Source organism: Pseudomonas sp. (genome assembly GCF_017744435.1).
In the GTDB taxonomy this organism is placed as follows: Bacteria; Pseudomonadota; Gammaproteobacteria; order Pseudomonadales; family Pseudomonadaceae; genus Aquipseudomonas.
Genome location: NZ_JAGIBG010000020.1, coordinates 50,111 through 72,408, shown reverse-complemented (window position 1 = coordinate 72,408; position 22,298 = coordinate 50,111). Strand labels below are relative to the sequence as shown.

Here is a 22,298-nt window from a genome sequence, read left to right as displayed (position 1 = left end):
TCGTACCTGCCCCATCAAGAAACCGCCCTCGTGGCGGTTTTTTCATGCCTGCACTTTCCAGCTATCACCCAACGACTCACGCAGGTAGTCCATGAACGCACGCACTTTTGCGGTCATGGCGAAACGATCGGCTACGCACAAGTAGATATCCATTGGTTCGGTCTGAGCATAGGCCTGGCCACTGTCGCGGTATTCGAACAGCGGCACCAGTGCCCCCGAGGCCAGATGCGGCCTGACGATAAACTCGGCCAATCGGGTGATGCCGCCATCGTTGAGGGCCATCTGGGTCAGGGCATCGATGTCGTCACTGATCAATACGGTGCCGAACTCCGCCTCGAAACGCATGCCGTCACGCACAAAGCCCCAGCGCAGGAAGCGGCCGTCTACCGGATAACGGAAGACCAGACAGCGATGATCCCGCAACACCTCCGGGGCGGCCGGCAAACCGGCATTGGCGAGGTAACCCGGTGACGCGCAGCAGATGAACGGGATGCGGGCGATATGCCGCGCCAGCAGTTGGTCTTCCAGTTGCGGGGCGATGCGCAGGCTGACATCGACATCTTCGCGGGCGTGATTGACCTTGCGATCAGTCGTTATCAACTCTATCGAAAGCAGTGGATAGCGCGCGCTGAAGGCCGGGATCAGCGGTGACAGCACATGGCGACCAAAAGCAGAGGTCGAAGCGATGCAAAGCCGTCCTTGGGGTTCACTGTCGGGTGTGGTGACCGCTTGTTCGGCGAGGGCCAGGTCGCGCTCGATGTGCCTGACCCGCTCGTAGTACTGGCTACCGGCAGAGGTCAGCGCCATGCTGCGGGTGGTGCGACTGAGCAGACGCACGTGCAGGTGCCCTTCCAGCCTTGCCAGGTTCTGGCTGACCGCCGCCGGACTGAGGCCGAGGTTACGGGCACCGGCGGCGATGCTGCCGGCTTCGACCACCTTGATGAAGCTGCGGATGGCGTTGAGCAGATCCATGGCAAGCTCTTCGATTCGTAAGAATCTCTTTATAAAGAACTCAATCCAGCGGGTCTACAGCCTCTACCGGAGGCATTGCTAACCTGCGCCCTCAGCCAACCTTCAGGAGATCCCATGAGCAATCTGTCCCACACGCGCAGCCGGCGCAAGCTACGCCCGAGCGCTACGCCGTACGTGTTCGCGTTCTACATGTCGTCGATCATGGCGTTACTGATGTGCTTCGTGATCACTGCGGCGAATGCCGGAGTGAACCCGGAGTACCTGAGTAATGTGCTGAAGGCTTACCAATTGGCGATGCCAGTGGCATTTGTGTGCGTGCTGATGGTGAGGCCGGTGGTGTTGAAGCTGGTGGCGATTACGGTGCATCCACACTGACAAAAGCAGCTGCAATGCGATTGCGTGAGGGCTGAAAGGTGCTCGCCGACGGTCTCACAGGCGCTGCATGATTATCGGCGAACCCCTGCCAGCCTCTACGCGAACACCTTCCGCCCTTACAAAGCATCACTTAGGGATGCGAGGCTATCGCCTTCTCGATCGCGGCCCTGAAGGCGGGATCATCGGGCTTGGTCAAGCTGGAGAAGTTGCCGATCACCTTGCCCCGGCGATCCACCACGTACTTGTAGAAATTCCACTTCGGCGCGCTGCTCTGGTGCGCCAGCTCGACAAACAGCGGTATCGCATCCTTGCCACGAACCGCCTGGGTCTTGGTCATTGTGAAGGTCACACCGTAGTTGGCGTAGCAGACCTTGGCAGTCTTCTCGCTGTCGGCGTCTTCCTGCTTGAAGTCGTTGGACGGCACGCCCAGCATTTCCAGGCCTTGCTCGTGATACTCCTTGTACGTCGTCTCCAGCCCCTCGAACTGCGGTGCAAAACCGCAATAGCTGGCCGTGTTGACCACCACCAGCGGCTTGCCGCCGAAACGTTGGCACAGGTCGACCTGCTCCTTGCCACGCAATTCAGGCAAGCTGCCCTGCAACAGCGCCGGGCAATCGGCCGCCCAGCTGGAACTGGCAGCCAGCAGCACCAGCAACGGCATCGTCAACCAATGGGCACGCATCATTCATTCCTCCGGCAAGACACTCCTCGAACTTGCAGGGTAGCGCTTAACAAACGCCCATGCCCAGTTGCATCAACGCCAACCCGCCCCGCTGCCAGCCCCACCACGCCAACACCAGCAACAATGCCATTGCCACCAGCAGCAGCCCGCGGGCCAGGTAGCGGTTCATGCCGCTTGCACCTGCAGGCGGGCGACTGGCCGTTCACGTACCGGCCAGTTGAGCGCGGCAGCCAGCACGCTGAGCAGAATCGAAATCTGCCAGACCAGGTCGTAGTTGCCGGTCTGGTCGTACACCACGCCACCCAGCCAGCCACCCAGGAAGGCGCCCAGTTGGTGGAACAGGAAGACGATGCCGCCAAGCATCGACAGGTTGCGCACGCCGAACACCGTGGCCACGGTGCCATTGGTCAAAGGCACGGTGGAAAGCCACAGCAGCCCCATGGCAATACCGAACAGGTAGGCACTCACCTGAGTCACCGGCGCCCACAGGAACAGCGCGATCACCACTGCACGCAGCAAATACAACGCGGTGAGCAGGCGTGGCTTGGACATGCGCCCACCCAGCCAGCCGGCGGTATAGGTACCCACGATGTTGAACAACCCGACCAGCGCCAGCACCGTGGTACCGGTGGTCGCAGGCAGGTGCTGGTCAACCAGGTAGGCAGGCAGGTGCACGCCAATGAAGACCACCTGGAAGCCACAGACGAAGAAGCCCAGGGCAAGCAGCCAGAAGCCGGAGTGCGAGCACGCTTCGCGCAGGGCCTGGCCCAACGTCTGCTCCGCACCATGACTGGGCAGCGGGCGGTCACGCAGCAGGCCGACAAAGGGCACGATCAGCGCCACCAGCAAGCCAAGCACCAACAGCGCCGACGACCAGCCCAGCCATTCGATCAGGCCAAGGGTGCCGGGGAGCATGGCGAACTGACCGAAGGACCCGGCAGCGCTGGCGATGCCCATGGCCATGCTGCGTTTTTCTGCTGGCACGGCGCGGCCGACCACGCCGAGGATGACCGAAAATGAGGTGCCAGACAGGCCGATACCGATCAACAGGCCGGCACTGAGCGACAGCGACCAGGCCGAATCGGCGGTACTCATCAACAGCAAGCCAGCGGCATAGAGAATGCCACCGATGATCACCACCCGCGCCGCACCCAGGCGGTCGGCCAGCGCACCGGCAAACGGCTGTGCCAGGCCCCAGATCAGGTTCTGCAGGGCGATGGCAAAGGCGAACACTTCACGCCCCCAGCCAAAGTCGGCGCTCATCGGCGCCAGGAACAGGCCGAAACCGTGCCGCACACCCAGGGACAGCGCCAGGATCAACGCGGCCCCCACAAGTACCCACCCGCTGGTTCGCCACACCGAAGTCATTGTCGTTATCTCCAGCACATCGCAAGGTTGTACGGGTATATACCCGCTTCTAGTCGTAATGATTCAAGCAAGCCGCTCCAGCAAACGCACAAGCTCGTCACGCTGCCCTTCGCCCAACTGCTCGACCAGCATCAATTGCGCCTGCTCCCAGGCTGGGTGAGCCTCTTGCAAGCGTGCCGCACCCGCCTCGGTCAGCAACACCACTCGGTTGCGCTGGTCATCGCCATCGGCCAGGGCTACCAGGCCTTCGGCCTCCAGCACACGCAGGTTACGGCCCAAGGTACTGCGCTCCAGGCCCATGGCCTCGGCGAGCGTGGTGATACTGGGGCGATCAAGCCGTTGCAGGTGGCGCAACAGGGAAAACTGGGCGACATTGATGCCGAAGCCGGCAAGGGCCTCGTCGTAATGCCGGCTCACCCCGCGGGCGGCGCGACGCAGGTGGGTGCAGATGCATTCACTGGTCAACATGGATACGTGTATATACCCGCACCCAGGCTGTTGCAAGAAGTTTCAGTCTGCCAGACGCCGCCGAATGGCCTCGAACTCCGCCGTAGCCTTGCGTACCAACGGGTCTGGAGCCCCTTGCTCTATCGCTTGCCAATATCGCCAAGGCACCTTGGCCGATCCCAGTTCGTAGTCCATGCCATCCCAGTTGTCTTCACGGAAGCTGTAGAACGCCCAGTGCAACCGATGCCGGTCCGTGACCGAGAGGACGTCCTCCAGGTATTCGCTGCAACCGGGCAGTCGGCGCATGCATCCGAACTCCCCCACGACCAGCCGGGAAGACGGCAGCTTCATGCGCTCCATCCAGGCCAATGGCAGGCTCAGATACTGACGAACCCGTTTGGCATCCCATTGCTGAATTTCACCACCGAACGAAGCCGGGCCAGGGTAATCGATGGGATCTTGGAGCGTCAGATTCGGCGCACTGGTGGCCGCATAAGGTTCATACATGTGCACGCTGTAGAGCACTCGATCATCCTGCAAGGGCGCTTGCCAGTATCCGAAGGCGTCGGCGCTGGCGAACCAGCCCGCGTCGACCATGATCGGGGTCTTGGCATCCACTTCGCGTATTGCCGCGATCAATTGCGCGTACAGCGCTGGCAAGTCACGCGCCCCACCCCGCTCCAGTGCGTACCATTGCTGCATGTGTTCAGCCGAAGCATGTTCGGCCAGGCCGCCATGTTTCTCGGGGGCAGGTTCGTTGACCAGGTTGTAGGCGGCGATGGCAGGATGATCTTTCAGCTCCCGGGCCAGATCGCGCCAGAAGCTGGCTGCTTGCCGTGCGTAACCGGTGTCTTGCCAAAGACGGTCATCGAACTGCCCTTGGTTGTTTTGCGACCAACGCATACCGGGTAGCGATAGCGGCGCAATGACCACCTTGAGCCCTGCCCTGTGCGCGCGATCCAGCGTATCGCGCAATTGTTTGAGATCGGCGGCAGGCAACTGCTCATACCGGTCCGCATCGCCCAACAGGAAATCACGCTGCGCCGGTTTCCACTTGTCGTAGGACAGCCGTACCCAGCTCGCGCCATAAGCACTCAATGCATCGAAGTAGGGTTGGTCCGGCGGCAAGCGATTAAAACTGTTGCCGCCGTGGCGCGGGGTGTTCCAGAAGTCGATCAGGTCGGCTGCAGTAACGGAGCCACTGACGGTGACCAACAACAAGGCCAGCAGGAGTCGTCGCATTGTCCATGCCTTCGCGGAGCAAGAGAAACCGCGAGCATAGATAACTGCAGAAAAGGCGTCATTTCTTGAATTTTTTCAGCATTTTTCTGCAATTCTGCAGCCAGTTTTACCCGAAAGGATTTTCGCCAAATACTGTAGGACTGTTCCTAAATCGCCAAGCCCAACAGCACAGTCAGTTCAAGAATCTCCAGCATGGCGCCTGCGGTATCCCCCGTGGTCCCACCCAGACGCTTGCACATCAACCGGCGCAGCCCGATGAACACAGCGATCGCCGCCAGCATCGGCAAGATCGCGCGCGTGCCATCTACCAGCAAACACATCAGCAGGCTGGCCAGCAGAACCCACACGGCCGTACGCCGCGGCAAGTGCTCGGCCAGCGCCTGCCCTAGCCCCCCGCGACGCACGTAAGGCGTGCCGAGAAACAACCCGAGCATCGCCGCCCGCCCTACCACTGGCGCCAGCAGCAAGGCCATGCCCGCGCCCTGCTCCACCAGCACCCACAGGGCACAGAATTTCAGCAGCAGTACCAATACCAGGGTGACCACGGCTATCGGCCCGCTACGCGGATCTTTCATGATCTCCAGCGTGCGTTCACGGTCGCCGAAGCCACCCAGCCAGGCATCGGCACTGTCGGCAAGACCATCCAGGTGCAACGCGCCACTGAGCAACACCCACAGCGCCAGCAGCAGGGCCGCGTGCAACGGCGCCGCAACACCTTGCAGCAGGTGGCTGGCCAGCCACAGCAACAGGCCGAACAGCAACCCTACCAGCGGGTAGCACAACAACGACCGGCCCATTTCACGTGGCTCGGGCATCCCCGGCAAACGCACTGGCAAGCTGCTGAGAAACTGCAGGGCAATCCAGAACGGCAGCATGTCAAAGCACCTCGAGCATCGCGCCATCTTCATCCACCGCCAGGCGCATCAGGGCGCCATGGCTGACCTCGACCTGCAGCAACTGCTCTTTGGGCAGCCCACGGGCGCGCGCCAGCAGCAGGCGCATGACGCCGCCATGGGTGACCAGCAGCACGCGCTTGCCGGCATGCTGCTGGCGCAGGCGCCCGACGGCACAGAGCACACGCTCGGCAAAGGCAGCGACAGGCTCCCCGGCAGGCGGCGTGTAGCTGTATGGATCGGCCCAGAAGCGCCCAAGCTCGTCAGCCTGCGTTTGCATGATCTGCAAGGCACTGTGCCCTTCCCACTCACCGAAATGCAGTTCTTGCAGGTCGGCTTCGAGCTGAACCGGCATGCCCAGTTGCTCGGCAAAACGCGCACAGCGCTGCAACGGCGAACTGACCAGTACATCCCAGGGGCCTGCACCTGCCAGCGCTGCACGCATCTGGCCCCAGCCCTTGTCGGTCAAGGCATCGTCCAGGCTGCCGCGCAGGCCACCACCCTGCTCCGTTTCACCGTGGCGCAGCAGGTCGAGGATCATGCCGGGCGGTCCGCCACCGCCGCTTCGGCGAAGGTCGCCATCTGCCCGTGCAGGGCGCAGGCCAGACGCATCAGCGGCACCGCCAGGGCGGCACCACTGCCCTCGCCCAGACGCAGGCCCAACGCCAGCAATGGCTGGGCTTCCAGCGCCGCAAGCAGGGTCTTGTGCCCAGGCTCGGCGCCCTGATGAGCGAACAGCAGCCAGTCACGGCTCTGCGGATTGAGGCGCACCGCCAGCAATGCCGCGACGCTGCAGATGAAGCCATCCACCAACACGGCAATGCCTTGCTGGGCACAGGCCAGGTAGGCCCCCGTCAGCGCAGCGATCTCGAAGCCGCCGACACAGGCCAGCGCCTGCAGCGGCTGGTCGGCGCGCAGGCCGTGCAGCACCAGGGCGCGCTCGATCACTTCGGCCTTGTGACGAACACCGGCGCTGTCCAGGCCAGTACCCGGCCCGCTCAACTCACGCGCCGGGCAAGCCAGCAAGGTGCTGGCCAGGGCGGCGGCAGCAGAGGTGTTGCCGATGCCCATCTCGCCACCGATGAACAGCTGCGCGCCATTGGCTGCTGCACGCAGGGCGCTGTCACGACCCGCCTGCAAGGCAGCCTGCAGCTGGGCATCGGTCATGGCCGGCTGGCGGGCGAAGTTGGCGGTACCAGCGCCGAGGCGCAGGTGCAGCACCCCCGGCAGTTCCAGCTCAGGGTCGATGGTGCCGAGGTCGACCACTTCAAGACTGGCCTGCAGCTGGCGCGCCAGCACGCTGATCGCCGCGCCACCGCCGACGAAGTTGCGCAACATCTGCCCGGTGACCGCCTGCGGGTAGGCCGAAATGCCCTCTTCGACCACGCCGTGGTCGCCCGCAAAAATGGTGATGGCGACCTGATCCAGGGTTGGCCGCTCGCAGCCTTGCAGGCCAGCCAGTTGCACGGCCAGGCCTTCCAGCTGGCCGAGCGAGCCGGCAGGTTTGGTCAGCTGCTGCTGACGGGCGCGGGCCTGGTCCATGGCGGCGTTGTCGAGGGGTTGGCAGGCATCACGCCACCAGGCTTGGTTCATAGAGCGGGTCCTTTGAGCATGAGAGGTAGGCCAGCCACGGTCAGCACCACGCGCTGGCAGCGTTCGGCAACGGCCTGGTGCAGCCAGCCGGCCAGGTCGACATAACGGCGGGTCAGCTCGCCCATGGGCACCACGCCCAGGCCGGTTTCGTTGCTGACCAGAATGAGGGTGCCAGGCAGGTGCTCCAGGCAGTCGAGCAGCGCATCGCGCTCTGCGGCCAGCCGCTGCGGGTCTTCGAGCATCAGCAGGTTGGTCAGCCACAAGGTCAGGCAGTCCACCAGCAGGCAACGGCCTTCGGCGGCTTGTGCACGCAGCACGGCGGCCAAGGCCAAGGGCTCTTCGATCAGCCCCCAGTGTTCAGGCCGACGCTGGCGGTGCACGCGCACGCGCTCGTTCATTTCGCCATCGAGTGGCTCACTGGTGGCGATGTAGGTGACTGGCAGGCCGCTGTCGCTGGCCAGTTGCTCGGCCAGGCGGCTTTTGCCCGAGCGGGCACCGCCGAGGATCAGGTTGCGCATGTCAGGCGACTCCACACAGCGTGCGCAGGTGCGCAGTATCCAGGTGCTTTTCCACCAGATCGGCCAGGCGCTCGATGTCACGCTCGCGCAGGGCCTCGTAATCGATGGTCTGCACATCCTCCAGCCCCGCCCAGCGCAGGAGCGCGGCACACGACTGGCTGCCCTCGAACAGGCCATGCAGGTAGGTGGCGAGGATCTGGCCATCGGCACTGACCGCGCCGTCACGACGGCCATCGGCGAGCTGCACGGCGGGCTGCTCCAAGGCAGGCCCTGCGGTGACACCGGCATGAATCTCATAACCGGCGACGGGTGCGGCTTCCAGGTTCAGGGTCCCGGCAACGTTGCGCAGCTGCTTGTCGGCTTCGAGCACCGTCTCGTAATCGAACAGGCCAAGCCCGGGACTGGAGCCCGCAGCACCCTCGAGGCCAAGCGGGTCGTGGACTTCGCGGCCAAGCATCTGCAGGCCGCCACAGATCCCGATCAGCTTGCCGCCATAGCGCAGGTGCCGCTCGATGGCCTTGTCCCAACCTCGCTCGCGCAGTTGCGCCAGGTCGCCACGCACGCTCTTCGAGCCGGGCAGGATGATCAGGTCGGCGGCCGGAATCGGCTGGCCCGGGCCGATGAACTGCAGGTCGACCTGCGGGTGCAGGCGCAGCGGGTCAAAATCGGTGTGGTTGCTGATGCGCGGCAACACCGGGACGATCACCTTGAGCACACGATCCTGCTTGGCGCCCTGGCGGATGTCGATGCCATCCTCGGCTTCCAGGTGCAGGTCGGTGACATAGGGAAGCACGCCCAGCACCGGTTTGCCGGTACGTTGCTCCAGCCAGTCCAGGCCCGGCTGCAGCAGCGCGATGTCGCCGCGGAAGCGGTTGATGACGAAGCCCTTGACCCGCGCCTGCTCGCTCGGCGACAGCAGTTCGAGGGTGCCGACCAGGTGGGCGAACACCCCGCCACGGTTGATGTCGGCCACCAGGATCACCGGGCAATCGACTGCCTCGGCAAAGCCCATGTTGGCGATGTCACCGGCGCGCAGGTTGATCTCGGCCGGCGACCCCGCACCTTCGACCATCACCACCGGGTAGGCCGCATTGAGGCGCTGGTGCGAGGCCAGCACCGCCTGCATGGCGATGGCCTTGTAGTCGTGATAGGCCACCGCGTTCATGCTGGTGACCGCACGACCGTGGATGATCACCTGGGCCCCCGTGTCGCTGTTGGGCTTGAGCAGCACCGGGTTCATGTCGGTGTGCGGCGCCAGCCGGCAGGCCTGGGCCTGCACTGCCTGGGCACGGCCGATTTCGCCACCGTCAGCGGTCACTGCGCTGTTGAGCGCCATGTTCTGCGGCTTGAACGGCACCACGCTGACGCCCTGGCGCAACAGCCAGCGGCACAGGGCGGTAACCAGCGTACTCTTGCCGGCATCGGAGGTGGTGCCTTGCACCATGAGAGTGGTCATGCCGTTTCCTTCTGATAATCGGCCAAGGCCTGGGCCAGGCGCTGCTCGTCTGCGGCAGTTGCCGGCAGGCCAAGGCGCACGGCGGCCGGCTGCTCGAACAGGCGCACGAGGATGCCACGGCGGGCGAGAAAGTCATGCAAGTGGGCTGCACGCTCGCTGCGCACATACTGGAACAGGTCGCAGCCGCCGCTGGGCGCCAGGCCGCAGCTTTGCAGCAGCGTAGCCAGGCGTTGGCTGGCCAGGGCGCAGCGTTCGATCTGGGACTTATGCGCCATGTAGTCGGCGAAGCAGGCTTGCGCCAGCACCCGGGTCGGGCCACTGACGGTCCAAGGCCCGAGCAGCTCTGCAAGCCGCTGCAACAGCGGCAGCTCGGCCACTACGCAGCCCAGGCGCACACCGGCCAGACCAAAGAACTTGCCAAACGAACGCAGCACGATCAGGCCTGGGCGCTCGGCGCAGTCAGCCACGCTGTGTTCGGGAGAGTTGTCCATGAACGCTTCGTCCACCAGCAGCCAGCCGCCGCGCTTCGCAAGCTGCGCATGCCAGGCCAGCAACTGCTCACGGGATACCAGCCGCCCGGTCGGGTTGTTCGGATTGACCAACACCAGCACGTCGAGCTGATCGAGTTGCGCCTCGACCTGGCTTTCATCCAGTTCGATCAGCTGATGCCCCGCCCGCTGCCAGGCATGCGGGTGCTCGGCGTAGCAAGGCGTCAGCACACCCACGCGCCCCAGCGGGCGCAACAAGGGCAAAGCCTGGATGGCAGCCTGGGAGCCTGCCACTGGCAACAGTTGCCGCACGCCGTAATAGTGTCGCGCAGCGTCTTCCAGACCGTCGTCGGCTTCCGGCAAGCGGGCCCAGGCGTCCAGCGGTATCGGGGGAATCGGGTAAGGCCAGGGGGCAATGCCGCTGGACAGGTCCAGCCAGTCTTCGCGGGCGATTGCGTATTGCCGCACTGCCCGCAGCAGGCGGCCACCGTGCTCAAGCATTCAGATAGGCTCCCACGCAGATCAGCAGTACCCACAACCAGACGCCTCGCTGCACCAGGCTCCAGCCACGCTCGATGGCATCGGCATCGGCCATCGGCCCTTCACCCAGGCGCGGGCGCTCGTGCAGTTCGCCGTGGTACACCGCTGGGCCGCCCAGTTCGACACCCAGCGCACCGGCACCCGAGGCCATTACCGGCCCGGCGTTGGGGCTGTCCCACAGCGGCGCCTGCTTGCGCCAGCAGGCCAGGGCCAGGCGCGTCTTGCCCAGCAGCGCGTAGGTCAGCGCCACGAGCCTGGCGGGAATATAGTTCAGCCCATCGTCGATGCGTGCGGCACACCAGCCGAAGCGCTCGAAGCGTGCGTTGCGGTAACCCCACATCGCATCCAGGGTATTGCTCAGGCGGTACAGCACCACCCCCGGCGCACCGGCCACGGCGAACCAGAACAGCGCGGCGAACACCGCATCGCTGCCGTTTTCCAGCACCGATTCGGTGGCTGCGCGCGCTACGGCAGGCTCGTCCAGTTCGCGGGTTTCCCGGCTGACCAGATAACCGACACGGCGCCGCGCCTCTTCCAGATCACCTTGGCGCAAGGCGCTGGCCACCGGCAGCACATGCTCGCCGAGGCTGCGCAAGCCGAGGGCGCAATACAGCGCCAGCACGTCCACCAGCCAGCCGACATAGGGCAGCCAGGACAGGATCAGCGCCACCAGGGTCAGCGGTACCACGGCCAGGAACCAGGCACTTACGCCATGGCTGCGCCAGCCGCGCCCACCGGCATTCAGGCGGCGCTCCAGGCTCGACGCCAGGTTGCCGAAGCCCACCAGCGGGTGTCGGCGCTGCGGCTCGCCCAGCAGCGCATCGAGGGCCACTCCGGCCACAGTCAGCAAGGCCACGCTCACGGGCGTTCTCCCCATTGGTTCTCGAACAGCATTTCACTCAAGGGGCGTTCTTGCGCCCAGTTTTCCTGCACCAGCATCGGCTGAGCGTAGAACTCGCTGACCGGCCCCAGGCACAACACCGCCACCGGCTTGGCGCCAGCGGGCATGCCCAGCAGTGCGGCCAGGGCTTGCGGGTCGAACAGCGAGACCCAGCCCAACCCCAGGCCTTCGGCACGGGCGGCCAGCCACAGGTTCTGGATGGCGCAGGCCAAGGAGGCCAGGTCCATTTCCGGCAAGGTGCGGCGGCCGAAGATGTGCGGCTCGCGGTTGTCCATCAACGCCGCTACCAGCACTTCGGCACAGTCGCTGATGCCCTCGACCTTGAGCTTCATGAAGTCATCAGAGCGCTCGCCCAGGGCTTCGGCGGTACGCACCCGTTCCTCTTCGACCAGGCCCTGAATGCGCCCGCGCAGCTCGCGTTGAGTGATGCGGATAAAGCGCCAGGGCTGCATCAGGCCGACACTGGGCGCCTGGTGCGCGGCAGCCAGCAGGCGCCCGAGCAGCTCGGGCGCCACCGAACCACCGGCAAAGTGGCGCATGTCGCGGCGCTCACCGATCGCTCGGTAGATCGCGGCGCGCTCGGCAGCGCTGTAGGCGTGATCGCTCATGGCCGCAACAGCGCCACCGCCGCATCAGGGTTGGACGGGAAGTAGAAGTGCACATAGGAGGCGGTCAGCCGGCTCAGTCGATACACCGCTTCGTTGCCGCGCCCGCCATTGGGGCTCAGGCCCCGGGCGATCGGCTCCAGTTCGGTGGCCGTCAGCGAGTGGTGGTAGGTGTGCCCGCGCAGGGTGCCTTCCGGCAGTTCCACGGCCTGCAGGGCCAGGGCCGCCAGGCGCTTCTGCATGGTTGCCTCGCCGGGCAACAGGCCGAGCAGTTCGGCACGCTCGCCAGCGACATCGGTCAGTGCATCGAGCAGATACAGCATACCGCCGCACTCGGCCAGTAACGGCTTGCCCTGGGCATGATGGGCACGGATCGCCTCGCACATCGGTGTATTGGCAGCCAGCGCGTGATGATGCAGCTCCGGATAACCACCCGGTAGATAAAGGCTGTCCACTGCCGGCAGTTCATGATCGTGCAGAGGGGAGAAAAACGACAGCTGCGCGCCCAGGTCGCGCAATAAATCAAGGTTCGCGCCGTAGGTGAAGGCGAACGCTTCGTCACGCGCCACACCGATGCGCACGCCGCTCAGCGACGCAGCGCACGGCTGCGGCTCAGGCGCGGCAAACGCCACTGGCGGCGGCAAGGCAGCGTCGCAGCTGGCACCGAGGGCTTCGGCAGCGGCATCCAGGCGGGCATCCAGGTCGTTCAGTTCGCTGGCCTGGACCAGCCCCAGGTGGCGGCTGGGCAGCTCGATGCCGCGCTCGCGCGACAGGCCGCCATACCAGCGCAGGCCTTCGGTCAGGCTGCCTTCAAGCAGTTGCGCGTGGCGCAGACTGCCGACCCGGTTGGCCAGCACGCCAGCGAACGGCAGGTCGGCCTGATATCGCGCCAGGCCCAGGGCCAGGGCGCCGAAGGTCTGGGCCATTGCCGTGCCGTCAATCACCGCCAGTACCGGCACACCGAAATGGCGGGCCAGATCGGCGCTCGACGGGGTGCCGTCGAACAGTCCCATCACCCCTTCGATCAGAATCAGGTCGGCTTCTTCTGCGGCCTGCCACAGCAGCCGACGGCTTTCTTCGGCACCGATCATCCACAGATCGAGCTGGTACACCGGCGCGCCACTGGCCCGCTCCAGGATCATCGGGTCGAGGAAATCAGGGCCGCACTTGAACACCCGGACTTTACGCCCAAGGTTGCGGTGCAGGCGGGCCAGGGCCGCAGTCACGGTGGTCTTGCCCTGGCCGGAGGCAGGTGCTGCGATCAGCACCGCTGGGCAGCTGCGCGATTCACTCACAGTTCGACGCCCTTCTGCGCGCGGATACCGGCCTGGAACGCATGCTTGAGCATGCCCATCTCGGTGACGGTGTCGGCCAGCTCGATCATTTCCGGCTTGGCTGCGCGGCCGGTGACGATCACGTGCTGCATCGGCGGCCGTGCCTGGATGTCACTCAGCACCTGGTCGAGGTCGAGGTAGCCGTGCTTGAGGGCGATGTTCAGCTCATCGAGCACCACGAACTGCACGCTCGGGTCTTGCAGCAGCTGGCGCGAGACCGCCCAGGCGGCTTCAGCGGCGGCGATGTCGCGTTGGCGGTCCTGGGTCTCCCAGGTGAAGCCCTCGCCCATCACGTGATAGCGCACCTGCTCGGGGAAGCGGCGGAAGAACAGCTCTTCGCCGGTGCTGTTGCGGCCCTTGATGAACTGCACCACGCCGCACTGCATGCCATGGCCCAAGGCGCGGGCAAGCATGCCGAAAGCCGAGCTGCTCTTGCCCTTGCCGTTGCCGGTGAGCACCAGCAGCAGGCCGCATTCGTTAGGGGAGTTGGCAATGCGCTCGTCGATGACCGCCTTCTTGCGCTGCATGCGCGCCAGGTGGCGTTCGTCGCGTTCGGTGGATTCGCTCATGAAGGGTTCTCCGCAGGCTGACGCCACGTGAACAGCGGCGACAGGTAATAGGCGGGCAGACGGAGAACGCGCAGGAGCCATGGGCGGAGCCACGGTGCACCGCGCATCACCCTCCGTGATGCCGTTGGCAGTATCAGGCCGGTCTCCGGGCTCGTGAGCGGGCCATTCGGCCCAAGCCTGCGCGCCTTCCCGGGTGCTTTTACCCAGTGGCCCTGCGCAGCTGCTTCTCACCTACCGTTGCGGGGGCAGCGCCGGAATCGCGCCATGCTGGCGACCACCGGCTTCCCAGTTTCACCCTGCCCAGTCGGGGCTGGCAGGGCACCTGAAACACGCCGCGAAGGTTAGAGGGTTGCACCGGGAGCGTCAATCGAACGGGGCCTTTTACTTCGGCAGAACTGGCCTGGGTCAATGGCCGATCTGCCAGGTTGTGCCACACTGATCACAGTGATATCACATAGCCATTATTTTGCGCTGAACGCGATCACAACGATAACAGGAGTGCGCAGCATGCAAGGCCAGATCATCAACAACCCGAACCTGGAATTCCTTCGCCCCGTACTGGAACGCTGGGTCGACTGCATCGACCGCTTCAACCAGTTCAACGGCGATGCCGAGGCTCCCTACTGGCACGGCACCCAAGCCAACATCGGCATGCTGGCTGCGGCTGCCTGGCAGGCCGAACTGGCGGCGCTGCAGCAGTTCACCAGCAAGAAACAGCGTGACGAAGGCGAACAAGAGGGGCGTTGCGACCTGTCGATCTGCAGCGCCGATGAAACACTGTACCTGAGCGTCAGCCAGCGCTGGCCGAAAGTCGCGCGGCTGGACATGGCCTCGGCGCTGCAGGAAGCGACAGCCCTCGCCCGCCACAAGGCCTATGCCAGCCAACTGAAAGCAGGCGCCCTGTTCATCACCCCCTGGAAGGTTGGCCAACATGCCAGTCCCGAAGAGTTGCAGGATCTGGTGGACGACCTGCAAAAGCACACGGCCTGTGCCATTGCCTGGTACTTCCCGTACGCCTATCGCAAGCTGCACAACGAGACGGGGCAGTACTTCCCGGGCGTGGCACTGCTGCTCAAGCAGGCCTGAACCCGGCGGCCATCATACCGGGAAGAATCGCTCGACCACGGCAGCGCTCTTGAAGCGGCTACGGTAGCCCGACTCGTCGAACAGCAGCCCTGTGCGCAAGTCGTAGACAGGGCCCAGCGCCGGCTTGGTGATTTGTCTGAGCGTTACCTTGATGAAGCGGTAATGCTCGCCCTTGACCTCCTCCAGCCCTTCTATACGGAAGTAGTGACCTGGCAGGAACAGGCTCTCGGCCTCATCCCAGTACAGGGAAAATGCACTGATCGGTGTCGCATCGTGGTAATGCCCGGCAGGCAGTTCGAACACCACCGAACTGTCATCGAAGCGGTCGGAAACCGCGCCGGACACCTGCGCGTCAGGCAGCGAGGCAAACTCGGCAACCTTGTAGGGGTTTTCCGTAAACGAGGTCAGATCTGTATTGACCAGCACATTGCCAACGCCAAGCTGACCTGCCCGGTAGTTTTCGCCACTGGTACTGCGAGTACGGTTTCCCCCTCTGTAGAGGCTGACCTCGTTACTCTTGGGCAGCAATGCCAGGCTGTCGACAAAATCGTGAATGTAGGCATCTTCATCACCGTATTTGTAAACGCCTGAACGGAACACATCATTCACCTGCGACTCATCACTGGTGTAGTACTCGATCATGCTATTGAAGTACTCACGCCCGTAACGATAAGAATAATAAGGCCGGCCGCCGGCCATCACGCAATCCAGCCCGCGCGCATCGATGTCCGGTGCCTGCCCGCGGGGCAGCTCAGCGACCGGCCATCGTGCCAACAGGGCCTTTTGCCTTTTCAACGAATTGACGGACAACCGTGCACTGCGGACGCCGTTATTGACCGTGTAGGTATCCCAGAACGCCGAGCGTACAACGGGTATCCCCCCCTCCTCCGGCGGTGCACCACCCAATAGTCGCGGTGGTGCCAACAACTCCCATTCACCTGATGCATTCAGCCGCACGGGCTGCAGTGATACAAACGCAAAAGGGTTGTCCGCCGGCACCACCAGCCAGATCGCCAGTTCGTGACTGTAGCGCACACGATAGGTCAGGCGATTGAGGGTGATCCAGCAGCTACCATCCGGACTGACCTGAATACCACGCAAACGGCCGCTGTGGGCCACCTCGCCAGCAGGCAAGGCATTACTTGCCCGGTCTTCCACCTCCAGGCTGGCCGACTCTACCGACTGCCATTCTTCAAGGTCGACGCCCACCTCATGAGGCGGGGCTTCAAAAGCCAGTGAAGCGAACATCGAGGTGAAACCGATATCCACCATATTGAAGGTCGCATACACACTTTCCAGCATCGCCGAGCGCAAGGCGCTCTTGCGTTCCTGCTCATCGGTGGCATGCACCGCAGTGTCCACGTCCAACCCGACCTTGGCGAGCGTGGCCCCGAGCAAGATCAGCGTCATTGGCCAACCGAAGGGGGCAAAACTGCCGAAGAGGTTGAGGAAGGCCGACAGATAGCCACTGTACATGGCCCTGCGCAGCCTGGCGTTGTCCTGCAGAAGCCTGCCATTACGCCGCAGCTCCGCGACAGCCTGGTCAGCCAGCCAGGCAAACAGCTCGCTGCCGAGCGCACGCTTGAACAGTGACAGCGCGACCAGCCCGGCCTCATCCGAACGGCTGTCGGCGATGCCTTGCAGATGCACTCTGATCAACTGGTTGGCCGACCGGTCACGAGGGTTGCTGTGCGCCACCATGGCGAAATTGTCCAACGTACCCGCGACCTGCAGCTGCGCGCGCAACCAAGCGGCCATCGCCAGCTCAGAGTCGAACCCTCTCAACGCTTCGTCTGCCCATGGCAGATAGGCGATGAACCGGCCGCCCGGTGCCTGCATCGAGAACAGGCAGCCCCGGTCTCCCTCGCCGAATGTGTATCGGCTCAAGATCAAGGCATGATCACCGCTTTGCCGCTGCAGCATGGCAAGGGAAGGCATGCTGATGTCAGCCAGCTCAGCTGACACCAGGGTGCGCAGATGCCGCGCGTCCTCGGCCGTGATCCGCCCTTTAAGCAAGGCGCCCGTCACTTGCCCAAGCAGGTTGACCTTAGCCAGTACACGAAACTGCTCGCCATTGGCTGACCAGAAACGCTCGATCGCCTCGCGGTAGAGCACTGCGAAGTCCAGCGCCCAGAGATCCTTCTGCACTTCGCTGCCGAGCATTCGCACTTCATGACGCTCATTGTAGGTCGCGGCATGTGGGCCCTGCAGGTAAAAGCCGCCTCGCTGATCGAGTTCATCGGCGGCGTCCTGGTAATACAGGTCGAACCGCTCAATCACCAGTTCGCTCATCACCATCGATTTCTGTGGCGGCCCGCTGTGCTGCCAGCCCGTGAAGCTGCGCGCATTTGAGCTTGAGCTGTTGAACTGGTGCCACCAGACGAACCGCGGGTCCATCTGTTTGCCGGTGTGCCTGCGCAGGATCCGTGCAGCCTGCTGACTGGCCAGATCATGCAGGTCAGGGAAGTTCGCGATAATCTGATCTATCAGCCCCACCAGCGGACGCGCGGCATCCAGTGCGCTCAGGCTGCGGATCATTCGTTCATTGACGGTATTCATGGCCCACTCCAGAACGTTGCAATCGGAGGCACATGCTGGTGCCCCTCAAGCAACGCGGAGTGGTATATGTGTGTCGTCGCCGCAGCGGGCGAGCAATCAGGGGTTCTGCGCCAGATGCCCTTGCGGGATGACCCGCTTGGCCTGCAGGTAGGCTTTGGACCAATAGCTGTTGGACAGGTAATCCAGGCGTACCGTACCGCCCGTGCGCGGCGCATGCACGAAGCGCCCTTCCCCTACGTAGATGCCGGCATGGCTGACCTGTGAACCGCCACCAGTGGCGAAGAACACCAGGTCACCCGACTGCAGTGAGTCGATGTTCACGGTCGGCGCGCGCATGACGATCATCTCGCGCGTCGAGCGCGGCAGGCTGATGCCCGCGGCATCGCGGTACACGTAGCCGATCAGGCCGCTGCAGTCGAACCCGGAATCCGGTGTATTGCCACCCCAGCGATACGGTGTGCCGACCAGGCCGATCGCGCGCATCAGCACGTCGTCAGCCAGCGGCGAGCCTTCGGGCTGGCTGTAGGTAATGCGGGGTTGGACCACTGGGGCCGGTGCCGGGGCACGGCTGGAGCAGGCAGCAAGCAATGCCACCAGAGAAAGGAATGCGAAGCGCGCCATCATCGCCATGGCCAGAACTTCCTGTCTGAGACCGAACGGCCGCAGCCGAAAAGAGTTGAGAATTTAGATTAGACGCTTTCTGTAAATGCGCACGGCGGCGAGCTTTTCAGCTACGCCGCCGCGGCAGGATATATCATTTTGATATCAGTTGCGCGCGATATTGGTAGTCGGCGCCATGGCCAAGGCACGCTTGGCTTCGATGAAGGTCTTGCTCCAGTAGCGATCACCGAGACTGTCGATGCGCACACCACCGCTGCGGCGGCTGCTGGAGTGGATGAACTGATTGTCACCCAGGTAGATGCCCGCATGGCTGACACGGCCACGGCCATTGGTGCTGAAGAACAGCAAATCGCCTGGCTTGAGCTTGTTGCGGGCCACCTTGGGCGCATCGACGTTGATCATTTCGCGGGTCGAGCGCGGCAGGTTCATGCCAGCCTCTTCGCGGAACAGGTAGCCGATGAAACCGCTGCAGTCGAAACCGGAGGCTTCCGAGGTACCACCGAAGCGGTAGCGGGTGCCGATCAGCGACATGCCACGCTCGAGGATGCTGTCAGCCAGCACCGGGAGCTGATAAGGCTTGCTGCTGGAGAAGGCCTCCAGGTCATCTTCAGTGGCCTGTTCTTCTTCGCCGAAAACGGACGAAGCCGAAGCCTTGACCTTGTTGGCCGATTGCGAGGCAATCGGAGTGTGATCCTGGGGCTGGGAATCCGGGCCGTGGGCCGCGCAGCCAAAAAGCAGGGTCACGAGTGCGAGTGGCACGAGGGGTGCGAAGCGCTTCAGCATGGGCACGACCGTGTCTGTAATCCTTTAGAAGGGTGAAACTATGCCCTCTATCATGGCCATTTGCAAATTTTATCGAAAAAGATGTGACTTTTTCGTTTTGCACCTCAGAGCCCAGTGTTTGCAGGCCTTACCAGCCGAGGGTTTCCTTCAGGAAGGGGATGGTCAGCTTGCGCTGAGCCTGCAATGAGGCTTGGTCGAGGCGCTCGAGCAGGTCGAACAGCGCGCTCATGCTGCGCGTGCCACGGGTCAGGATGAAATGGCCGACTTCGTCAGTCAGGTGCAGGCCGCGGCGCGAAGCACGCAGTTGCAGGGCTCGCAGCTTGTCTTCGTCGGACAGGCCGCGCATCTGGAAGACCAGCGCCAAAGTCAGGCGCGACTTGAGATCGGGCAGCTTGATCGGCAGTTCGCGAGGTGACGCGGAGGCCGCCAGCAACAGACGCCGGCCGCTGTCGCGCAAGCGGTTGAACAGATGGAACATCGCCTCTTCCCAGTCTGCCTTGCCAGCGATCACGTGCAGGTCGTCGATGCACACCAGTTCGTATTGAGCCAGATAATCGAGCAGCTCCACGCCGCGATCGAGCAATTGCGCCAGTGGCAAGTACACGGCGGGTTCGCCGCGCTGCTGGAAACGATGGGTGGCCGCCTGCAGCAGGTGACTGCGCCCCACGCCCTGCTTGCCCCACAGGTAGATGAGGCTCTCGGTCCAGCCGGCGTCGGCTTCGCATAACCGCTCGACATAGCCCAACGCCGCGGCATTGGCGCCCGGATAGTAGTTGATGAAGGTGGCGTCATCGCGCAGGCGCACACCCAGGGGCAACTGGATCGGTGGTTTCATGCTCGCGGGCGGTCGTCAGGACCGCAGGGGGCCTTTGGTGAACAATGTGCAAAGTCTATACCCGCATTGCAGGGCGCACAATCATGCAGGCGGATAGCGCAAGCAAAATCAACGAGTTGCGCCACATCGGAGGAGACGCAACTCGGCCCTCGGGTCACAAATCCGGGTCGACATCCCCGGCATACATGTCCGATTCCTTGTAAAGATCATGCACATGTCGCAGCAGGACCATGATCACCGCCGCCACCGGCAATGCCAGCAGCACGCCGGTAAAGCCGAACAGTTCGCCACCGGCCAGGATGGCGAAGATCACCGCCACCGGATGCAGGCCGATACGGTCACCCACCAGCAGCGGGGTCAGCACCATGCCCTCCAGCGCCTGCCCGACCATGAACACGGCAACGATGCCAAGCATCGGGTACAGGTCACCACCAAACTGGAACAACCCGGCCACCAGCGCCGCGCCGATGCCAATGATGAAACCCATGTACGGCACGATGGCCGCCAGCCCGGCGAGCATGCCGATCAGCAGGCCCAGTTCGAGCCCGACCAGCATCAGGCCGGCGGAATAGATGACGCCCAGCGCGAGCATCACCATCAGTTGGCCGCGAACGAACGCCCCCAGTACCTCATGGCATTCACCGGCCAGGCCCACCACCTGCGGTTCGCGCTGACGCGGCAGCAGGCCACGCAGCTTGGCCATCATCAGGTCCCAGTCACGCAGCAGATAGAAGCCCACTACCGGGATCAGCACCATGTTGGCCAGCCAGGCGATCAGCGCCAGGCTCGAGGCAGTGGCATGGGACAGCAGCATACCGACGATGTCGGTGGTCTGGCCCATGTGTGCGCCAATGGCAGCCTTTATCTTGTCGAACTTCCAGAAGCCATCGGCCAGGCCCAGGCGGCCCTGCACCCAGGGCAGTGCCACATGCTCGAGCCAGTCGAGCATCTGCGGCGCCAGCTCATACAGGCGCAGCAACTGTTTGGCCAGCAGCGGCACCAATACCAACAGCAAGGCCATCAGCACCAGGGTGAACAGGCCGAATACCACCACCACTCCCCAGGTACGCGACAGGCCAACGCGCTCCAGACGGTCGACCAGCGGGTCGGCCAGGTAGGCCAGCAAGATGCCGACCAGGAAGGGTGTGAGAATGTTGTGCAGGCTGTAGAGCAGCACGGCGATCAGCAGCGCAGCGCCCCAGCCGATCCAACGACGCATGTCAGTCATGGATGGCACCCCTTACCAACGGAATCGCAGGCCGTCGAACGGCTTGGCGGCGACAGGAGCGGGTGCGCCAGGCTGGCCCGGAGCAGCACCCGGGGCCGGAGCAGGAGTGGCCAGAGCCTGCTCAGGGGGCAGTTCCTGCAATTTGGCCAGGCCCAGCTGGGCACGTAGCTGCTCACGATTACCGGTGACCGCATAGGTCAAGGTGCCGCCTTCGGCCAGCTGCAGGCGTGGGCCGTAAGGCTCCAGTACGCGGCTCAGCTCGGCATAGCGTTGCAGGTTCATGCCTTGCACCTGCAATTGCAACTGGCTGCTGGCACCTGCCTTGATCACATAGCGCGGCGCCAGTCGGCTGCTGACCGCCAACATGACGGCGTCCGCCAGGGCCGCCTGGTCAGCGCCTTCGGCTTTGCCCTGCTCGCGCTGGTCGCCCAGCCACAGCTGCCATGTGCCTTGCCATTTGCCATCGGTTTCATGGGCATGCACCGCCAGCATGGCGTCGGCGCCGTAGCGCTCCGCAGCTTCGCGCAGCGGCGCCGGGTCATTGCCTTCAAGCTGCTTGGCATTGGCCACCAATTGCTCTTGCAGGTCGGCCAGCGGCAAGCGTAGCGGCAGGCCACGGTGCTGGGCAGCTCGACGCAGCGGCTGGGCGCTAGCCTGGCCGTCACCGACCAGGTTGCTGCCTTCGGCACTGTCATTGAGCCACCAGCCGAGGATGGAGGGCCGGTTACTGCCCCACAGCGCCAGGCCGGCCTTGCGCAAGGCACGCTCGGTGCTGCCAGGGTCGAACTCGACCAGCACCGATTCCGGCGGCCCGGCCTCGGTGCCGACCTGGTTGATGATCTGTTGCGGGTCCTTGCGCACGTCGGCCAACGCCGGGCTCTGCGCCGCCTTGGGGTCGCCAGTCAGGCGCAGCACCAGGGTATCGAAGGCCTTGGCAGTGGCTGCGGAACGGGCTTCGGCACCCTGCCCTTCGACCGGCTCGCGCACTTGATAGAGCCCGGAGACGGTTTCGGCCTGCGCAGTGAGGCAGGCCAGTGCAAGGCACCCAGCTGCCAGATAATTGAATAGTCGCATGGAGATTCCTGTCCGATTGCGCATGAAGCATGTGGCTTGCAGCTTATACAGAAGGAGGCCCATCAACCACCCACACACCTTTTTCAGCAATTTACCGCCCTGCCCGTCGGCCTGAGGATGGCCGCTGCA

Annotated in this window: 24 protein-coding genes and 1 riboswitch; of the genes, 2 read left to right on the top strand and 22 right to left on the bottom strand. The window is 63.9% G+C overall.

Features of this window, described 5'->3' with window-relative positions; translation table 11 throughout:
• Window positions 1–42: 42 nt before the first annotated feature.
• The gene (locus J7573_RS15480; RefSeq protein ID WP_294336762.1) at window positions 43–972 is read right to left on the bottom strand and encodes a LysR family transcriptional regulator; all 930 of its coding nucleotides are present in this window, start codon (window positions 970–972) and stop codon (window positions 43–45) included.
• A gap of 114 nt (window positions 973–1,086) precedes the next feature.
• Between J7573_RS15480 and J7573_RS15475 the strand changes: the two genes are divergently transcribed.
• Window positions 1,087–1,347: a DUF2798 domain-containing protein gene (locus J7573_RS15475; RefSeq protein WP_085675361.1), complete on the top strand. Its 261-nt coding sequence runs from the start codon at window positions 1,087–1,089 to the stop codon at window positions 1,345–1,347.
• 130 nt (window positions 1,348–1,477) lie between these two features.
• Here J7573_RS15475 and J7573_RS15470 read toward each other — a convergent pair whose 3' ends face one another.
• The 15 genes from J7573_RS15470 to cobO all read right to left on the bottom strand — a co-directional run bounded on the left by J7573_RS15470 (window position 1,478) and on the right by cobO (window position 13,983).
• Window positions 1,478–2,029: a glutathione peroxidase gene (locus J7573_RS15470; protein ID WP_294336799.1), complete on the bottom strand. Its 552-nt coding sequence runs from the start codon at window positions 2,027–2,029 to the stop codon at window positions 1,478–1,480.
• A 46-nt stretch (window positions 2,030–2,075) separates the two neighbouring features.
• Window positions 2,076–2,198, bottom strand: a complete 123-nt coding sequence (locus J7573_RS15465) for a hypothetical protein (protein ID WP_294336759.1) — start codon at window positions 2,196–2,198, stop codon at window positions 2,076–2,078.
• The gene (locus J7573_RS15460) at window positions 2,195–3,388 is read right to left on the bottom strand and encodes an MFS transporter (protein ID WP_294336795.1); all 1,194 of its coding nucleotides are present in this window, start codon (window positions 3,386–3,388) and stop codon (window positions 2,195–2,197) included. The genes J7573_RS15465 and J7573_RS15460 overlap by 4 nt, the downstream gene beginning before the upstream one ends.
• 72 nt (window positions 3,389–3,460) lie before the next feature.
• Window positions 3,461–3,865, bottom strand: a complete 405-nt coding sequence (locus tag J7573_RS15455) for a MarR family winged helix-turn-helix transcriptional regulator (protein WP_103449525.1) — start codon at window positions 3,863–3,865, stop codon at window positions 3,461–3,463.
• A 42-nt stretch (window positions 3,866–3,907) separates the two neighbouring features.
• Entirely contained in the window at window positions 3,908–5,020 is a 1,113-nt protein-coding gene (locus tag J7573_RS15450) for a cellulase family glycosylhydrolase (RefSeq protein WP_294336794.1), read from the bottom strand.
• 212 nt (window positions 5,021–5,232) lie between these two features.
• Window positions 5,233–5,961 (bottom strand): adenosylcobinamide-GDP ribazoletransferase, encoded by a 729-nt coding sequence (locus tag J7573_RS15445; protein ID WP_294336754.1) that lies wholly within the window; start codon window positions 5,959–5,961, stop codon window positions 5,233–5,235.
• 1 nt (window position 5,962) lies between these two features.
• Window positions 5,963–6,520, bottom strand: a complete 558-nt coding sequence (cobC, locus tag J7573_RS15440; RefSeq protein WP_294336752.1) for an alpha-ribazole phosphatase family protein — start codon at window positions 6,518–6,520, stop codon at window positions 5,963–5,965.
• Window positions 6,517–7,572, bottom strand: a complete 1,056-nt coding sequence (gene cobT, locus J7573_RS15435) for a nicotinate-nucleotide--dimethylbenzimidazole phosphoribosyltransferase (RefSeq protein ID WP_294336748.1) — start codon at window positions 7,570–7,572, stop codon at window positions 6,517–6,519. Before cobT ends, cobC begins: the two co-directional genes overlap by 4 nt.
• A complete protein-coding gene (gene cobU, locus J7573_RS15430; RefSeq protein WP_294336746.1) occupies window positions 7,569–8,090 on the bottom strand; it encodes a bifunctional adenosylcobinamide kinase/adenosylcobinamide-phosphate guanylyltransferase in 522 nt (173 codons plus the stop codon). The genes cobT and cobU overlap by 4 nt, the downstream gene beginning before the upstream one ends.
• A 1-nt stretch (window position 8,091) precedes the next feature.
• Window positions 8,092–9,546 (bottom strand): cobyric acid synthase, encoded by a 1,455-nt coding sequence (locus J7573_RS15425; protein WP_294336743.1) that lies wholly within the window; start codon window positions 9,544–9,546, stop codon window positions 8,092–8,094.
• Window positions 9,543–10,535 carry a threonine-phosphate decarboxylase CobD gene (gene cobD / locus J7573_RS15420; RefSeq protein WP_294336740.1) on the bottom strand — a complete coding sequence of 331 codons (993 nt, stop codon included), beginning with the start codon at window positions 10,533–10,535 and terminating at the stop codon, window positions 9,543–9,545. Before cobD ends, J7573_RS15425 begins: the two co-directional genes overlap by 4 nt.
• Complete coding sequence (gene cbiB, locus J7573_RS15415) at window positions 10,528–11,451, bottom strand: adenosylcobinamide-phosphate synthase CbiB (RefSeq protein WP_294336738.1); 924 nt, start codon at window positions 11,449–11,451, stop codon at window positions 10,528–10,530. Before cbiB ends, cobD begins: the two co-directional genes overlap by 8 nt.
• The gene (gene bluB / locus J7573_RS15410) at window positions 11,433–12,083 is read right to left on the bottom strand and encodes a 5,6-dimethylbenzimidazole synthase (protein WP_294336736.1); all 651 of its coding nucleotides are present in this window, start codon (window positions 12,081–12,083) and stop codon (window positions 11,433–11,435) included. Before bluB ends, cbiB begins: the two co-directional genes overlap by 19 nt.
• On the bottom strand, window positions 12,080–13,375 hold the full coding sequence (locus J7573_RS15405) for a cobyrinate a,c-diamide synthase (protein ID WP_294336735.1): 1,296 nt from the start codon (window positions 13,373–13,375) through the stop codon (window positions 12,080–12,082). The genes bluB and J7573_RS15405 overlap by 4 nt, the downstream gene beginning before the upstream one ends.
• Window positions 13,372–13,983, bottom strand: a complete 612-nt coding sequence (cobO, locus tag J7573_RS15400; protein WP_152954129.1) for a cob(I)yrinic acid a,c-diamide adenosyltransferase — start codon at window positions 13,981–13,983, stop codon at window positions 13,372–13,374. Before cobO ends, J7573_RS15405 begins: the two co-directional genes overlap by 4 nt.
• Before the next feature lie 118 nt (window positions 13,984–14,101).
• Window positions 14,102–14,324, bottom strand: a riboswitch (cobalamin riboswitch).
• 166 nt (window positions 14,325–14,490) lie between these two features.
• On the opposite strand from cobO, the gene J7573_RS15395 reads away from it, so the two are divergent.
• Complete coding sequence (locus tag J7573_RS15395; protein ID WP_294336728.1) at window positions 14,491–15,069, top strand: hypothetical protein; 579 nt, start codon at window positions 14,491–14,493, stop codon at window positions 15,067–15,069.
• Window positions 15,070–15,081: 12 nt separating this feature from the next.
• Here J7573_RS15395 and J7573_RS15390 read toward each other — a convergent pair whose 3' ends face one another.
• The 6 genes from J7573_RS15390 to J7573_RS15365 form a co-directional block, all read right to left on the bottom strand.
• Window positions 15,082–17,628 carry a DUF6543 domain-containing protein gene (locus tag J7573_RS15390; protein ID WP_294336727.1) on the bottom strand — a complete coding sequence of 849 codons (2,547 nt, stop codon included), beginning with the start codon at window positions 17,626–17,628 and terminating at the stop codon, window positions 15,082–15,084.
• Window positions 17,629–17,724: 96 nt separating this feature from the next.
• Window positions 17,725–18,258, bottom strand: coding sequence for an NlpC/P60 family protein (locus J7573_RS15385; RefSeq protein WP_294336725.1), 534 nt, complete (start codon window positions 18,256–18,258; stop codon window positions 17,725–17,727).
• A 135-nt stretch (window positions 18,259–18,393) separates the two neighbouring features.
• On the bottom strand, window positions 18,394–19,032 hold the full coding sequence (locus J7573_RS15380) for a C40 family peptidase (RefSeq protein ID WP_294336723.1): 639 nt from the start codon (window positions 19,030–19,032) through the stop codon (window positions 18,394–18,396).
• A gap of 127 nt (window positions 19,033–19,159) precedes the next feature.
• On the bottom strand, window positions 19,160–19,867 hold the full coding sequence (gene hda / locus J7573_RS15375; RefSeq protein ID WP_008092169.1) for a DnaA regulatory inactivator Hda: 708 nt from the start codon (window positions 19,865–19,867) through the stop codon (window positions 19,160–19,162).
• Window positions 19,868–20,021: 154 nt separating this feature from the next.
• Window positions 20,022–21,095: an AI-2E family transporter gene (locus J7573_RS15370; protein WP_294336719.1), complete on the bottom strand. Its 1,074-nt coding sequence runs from the start codon at window positions 21,093–21,095 to the stop codon at window positions 20,022–20,024.
• 12 nt (window positions 21,096–21,107) lie between these two features.
• Window positions 21,108–22,169 carry a DUF2066 domain-containing protein gene (locus J7573_RS15365; protein WP_294336718.1) on the bottom strand — a complete coding sequence of 354 codons (1,062 nt, stop codon included), beginning with the start codon at window positions 22,167–22,169 and terminating at the stop codon, window positions 21,108–21,110.
• Between the last annotated feature and the right edge of the window lie 129 nt (window positions 22,170–22,298).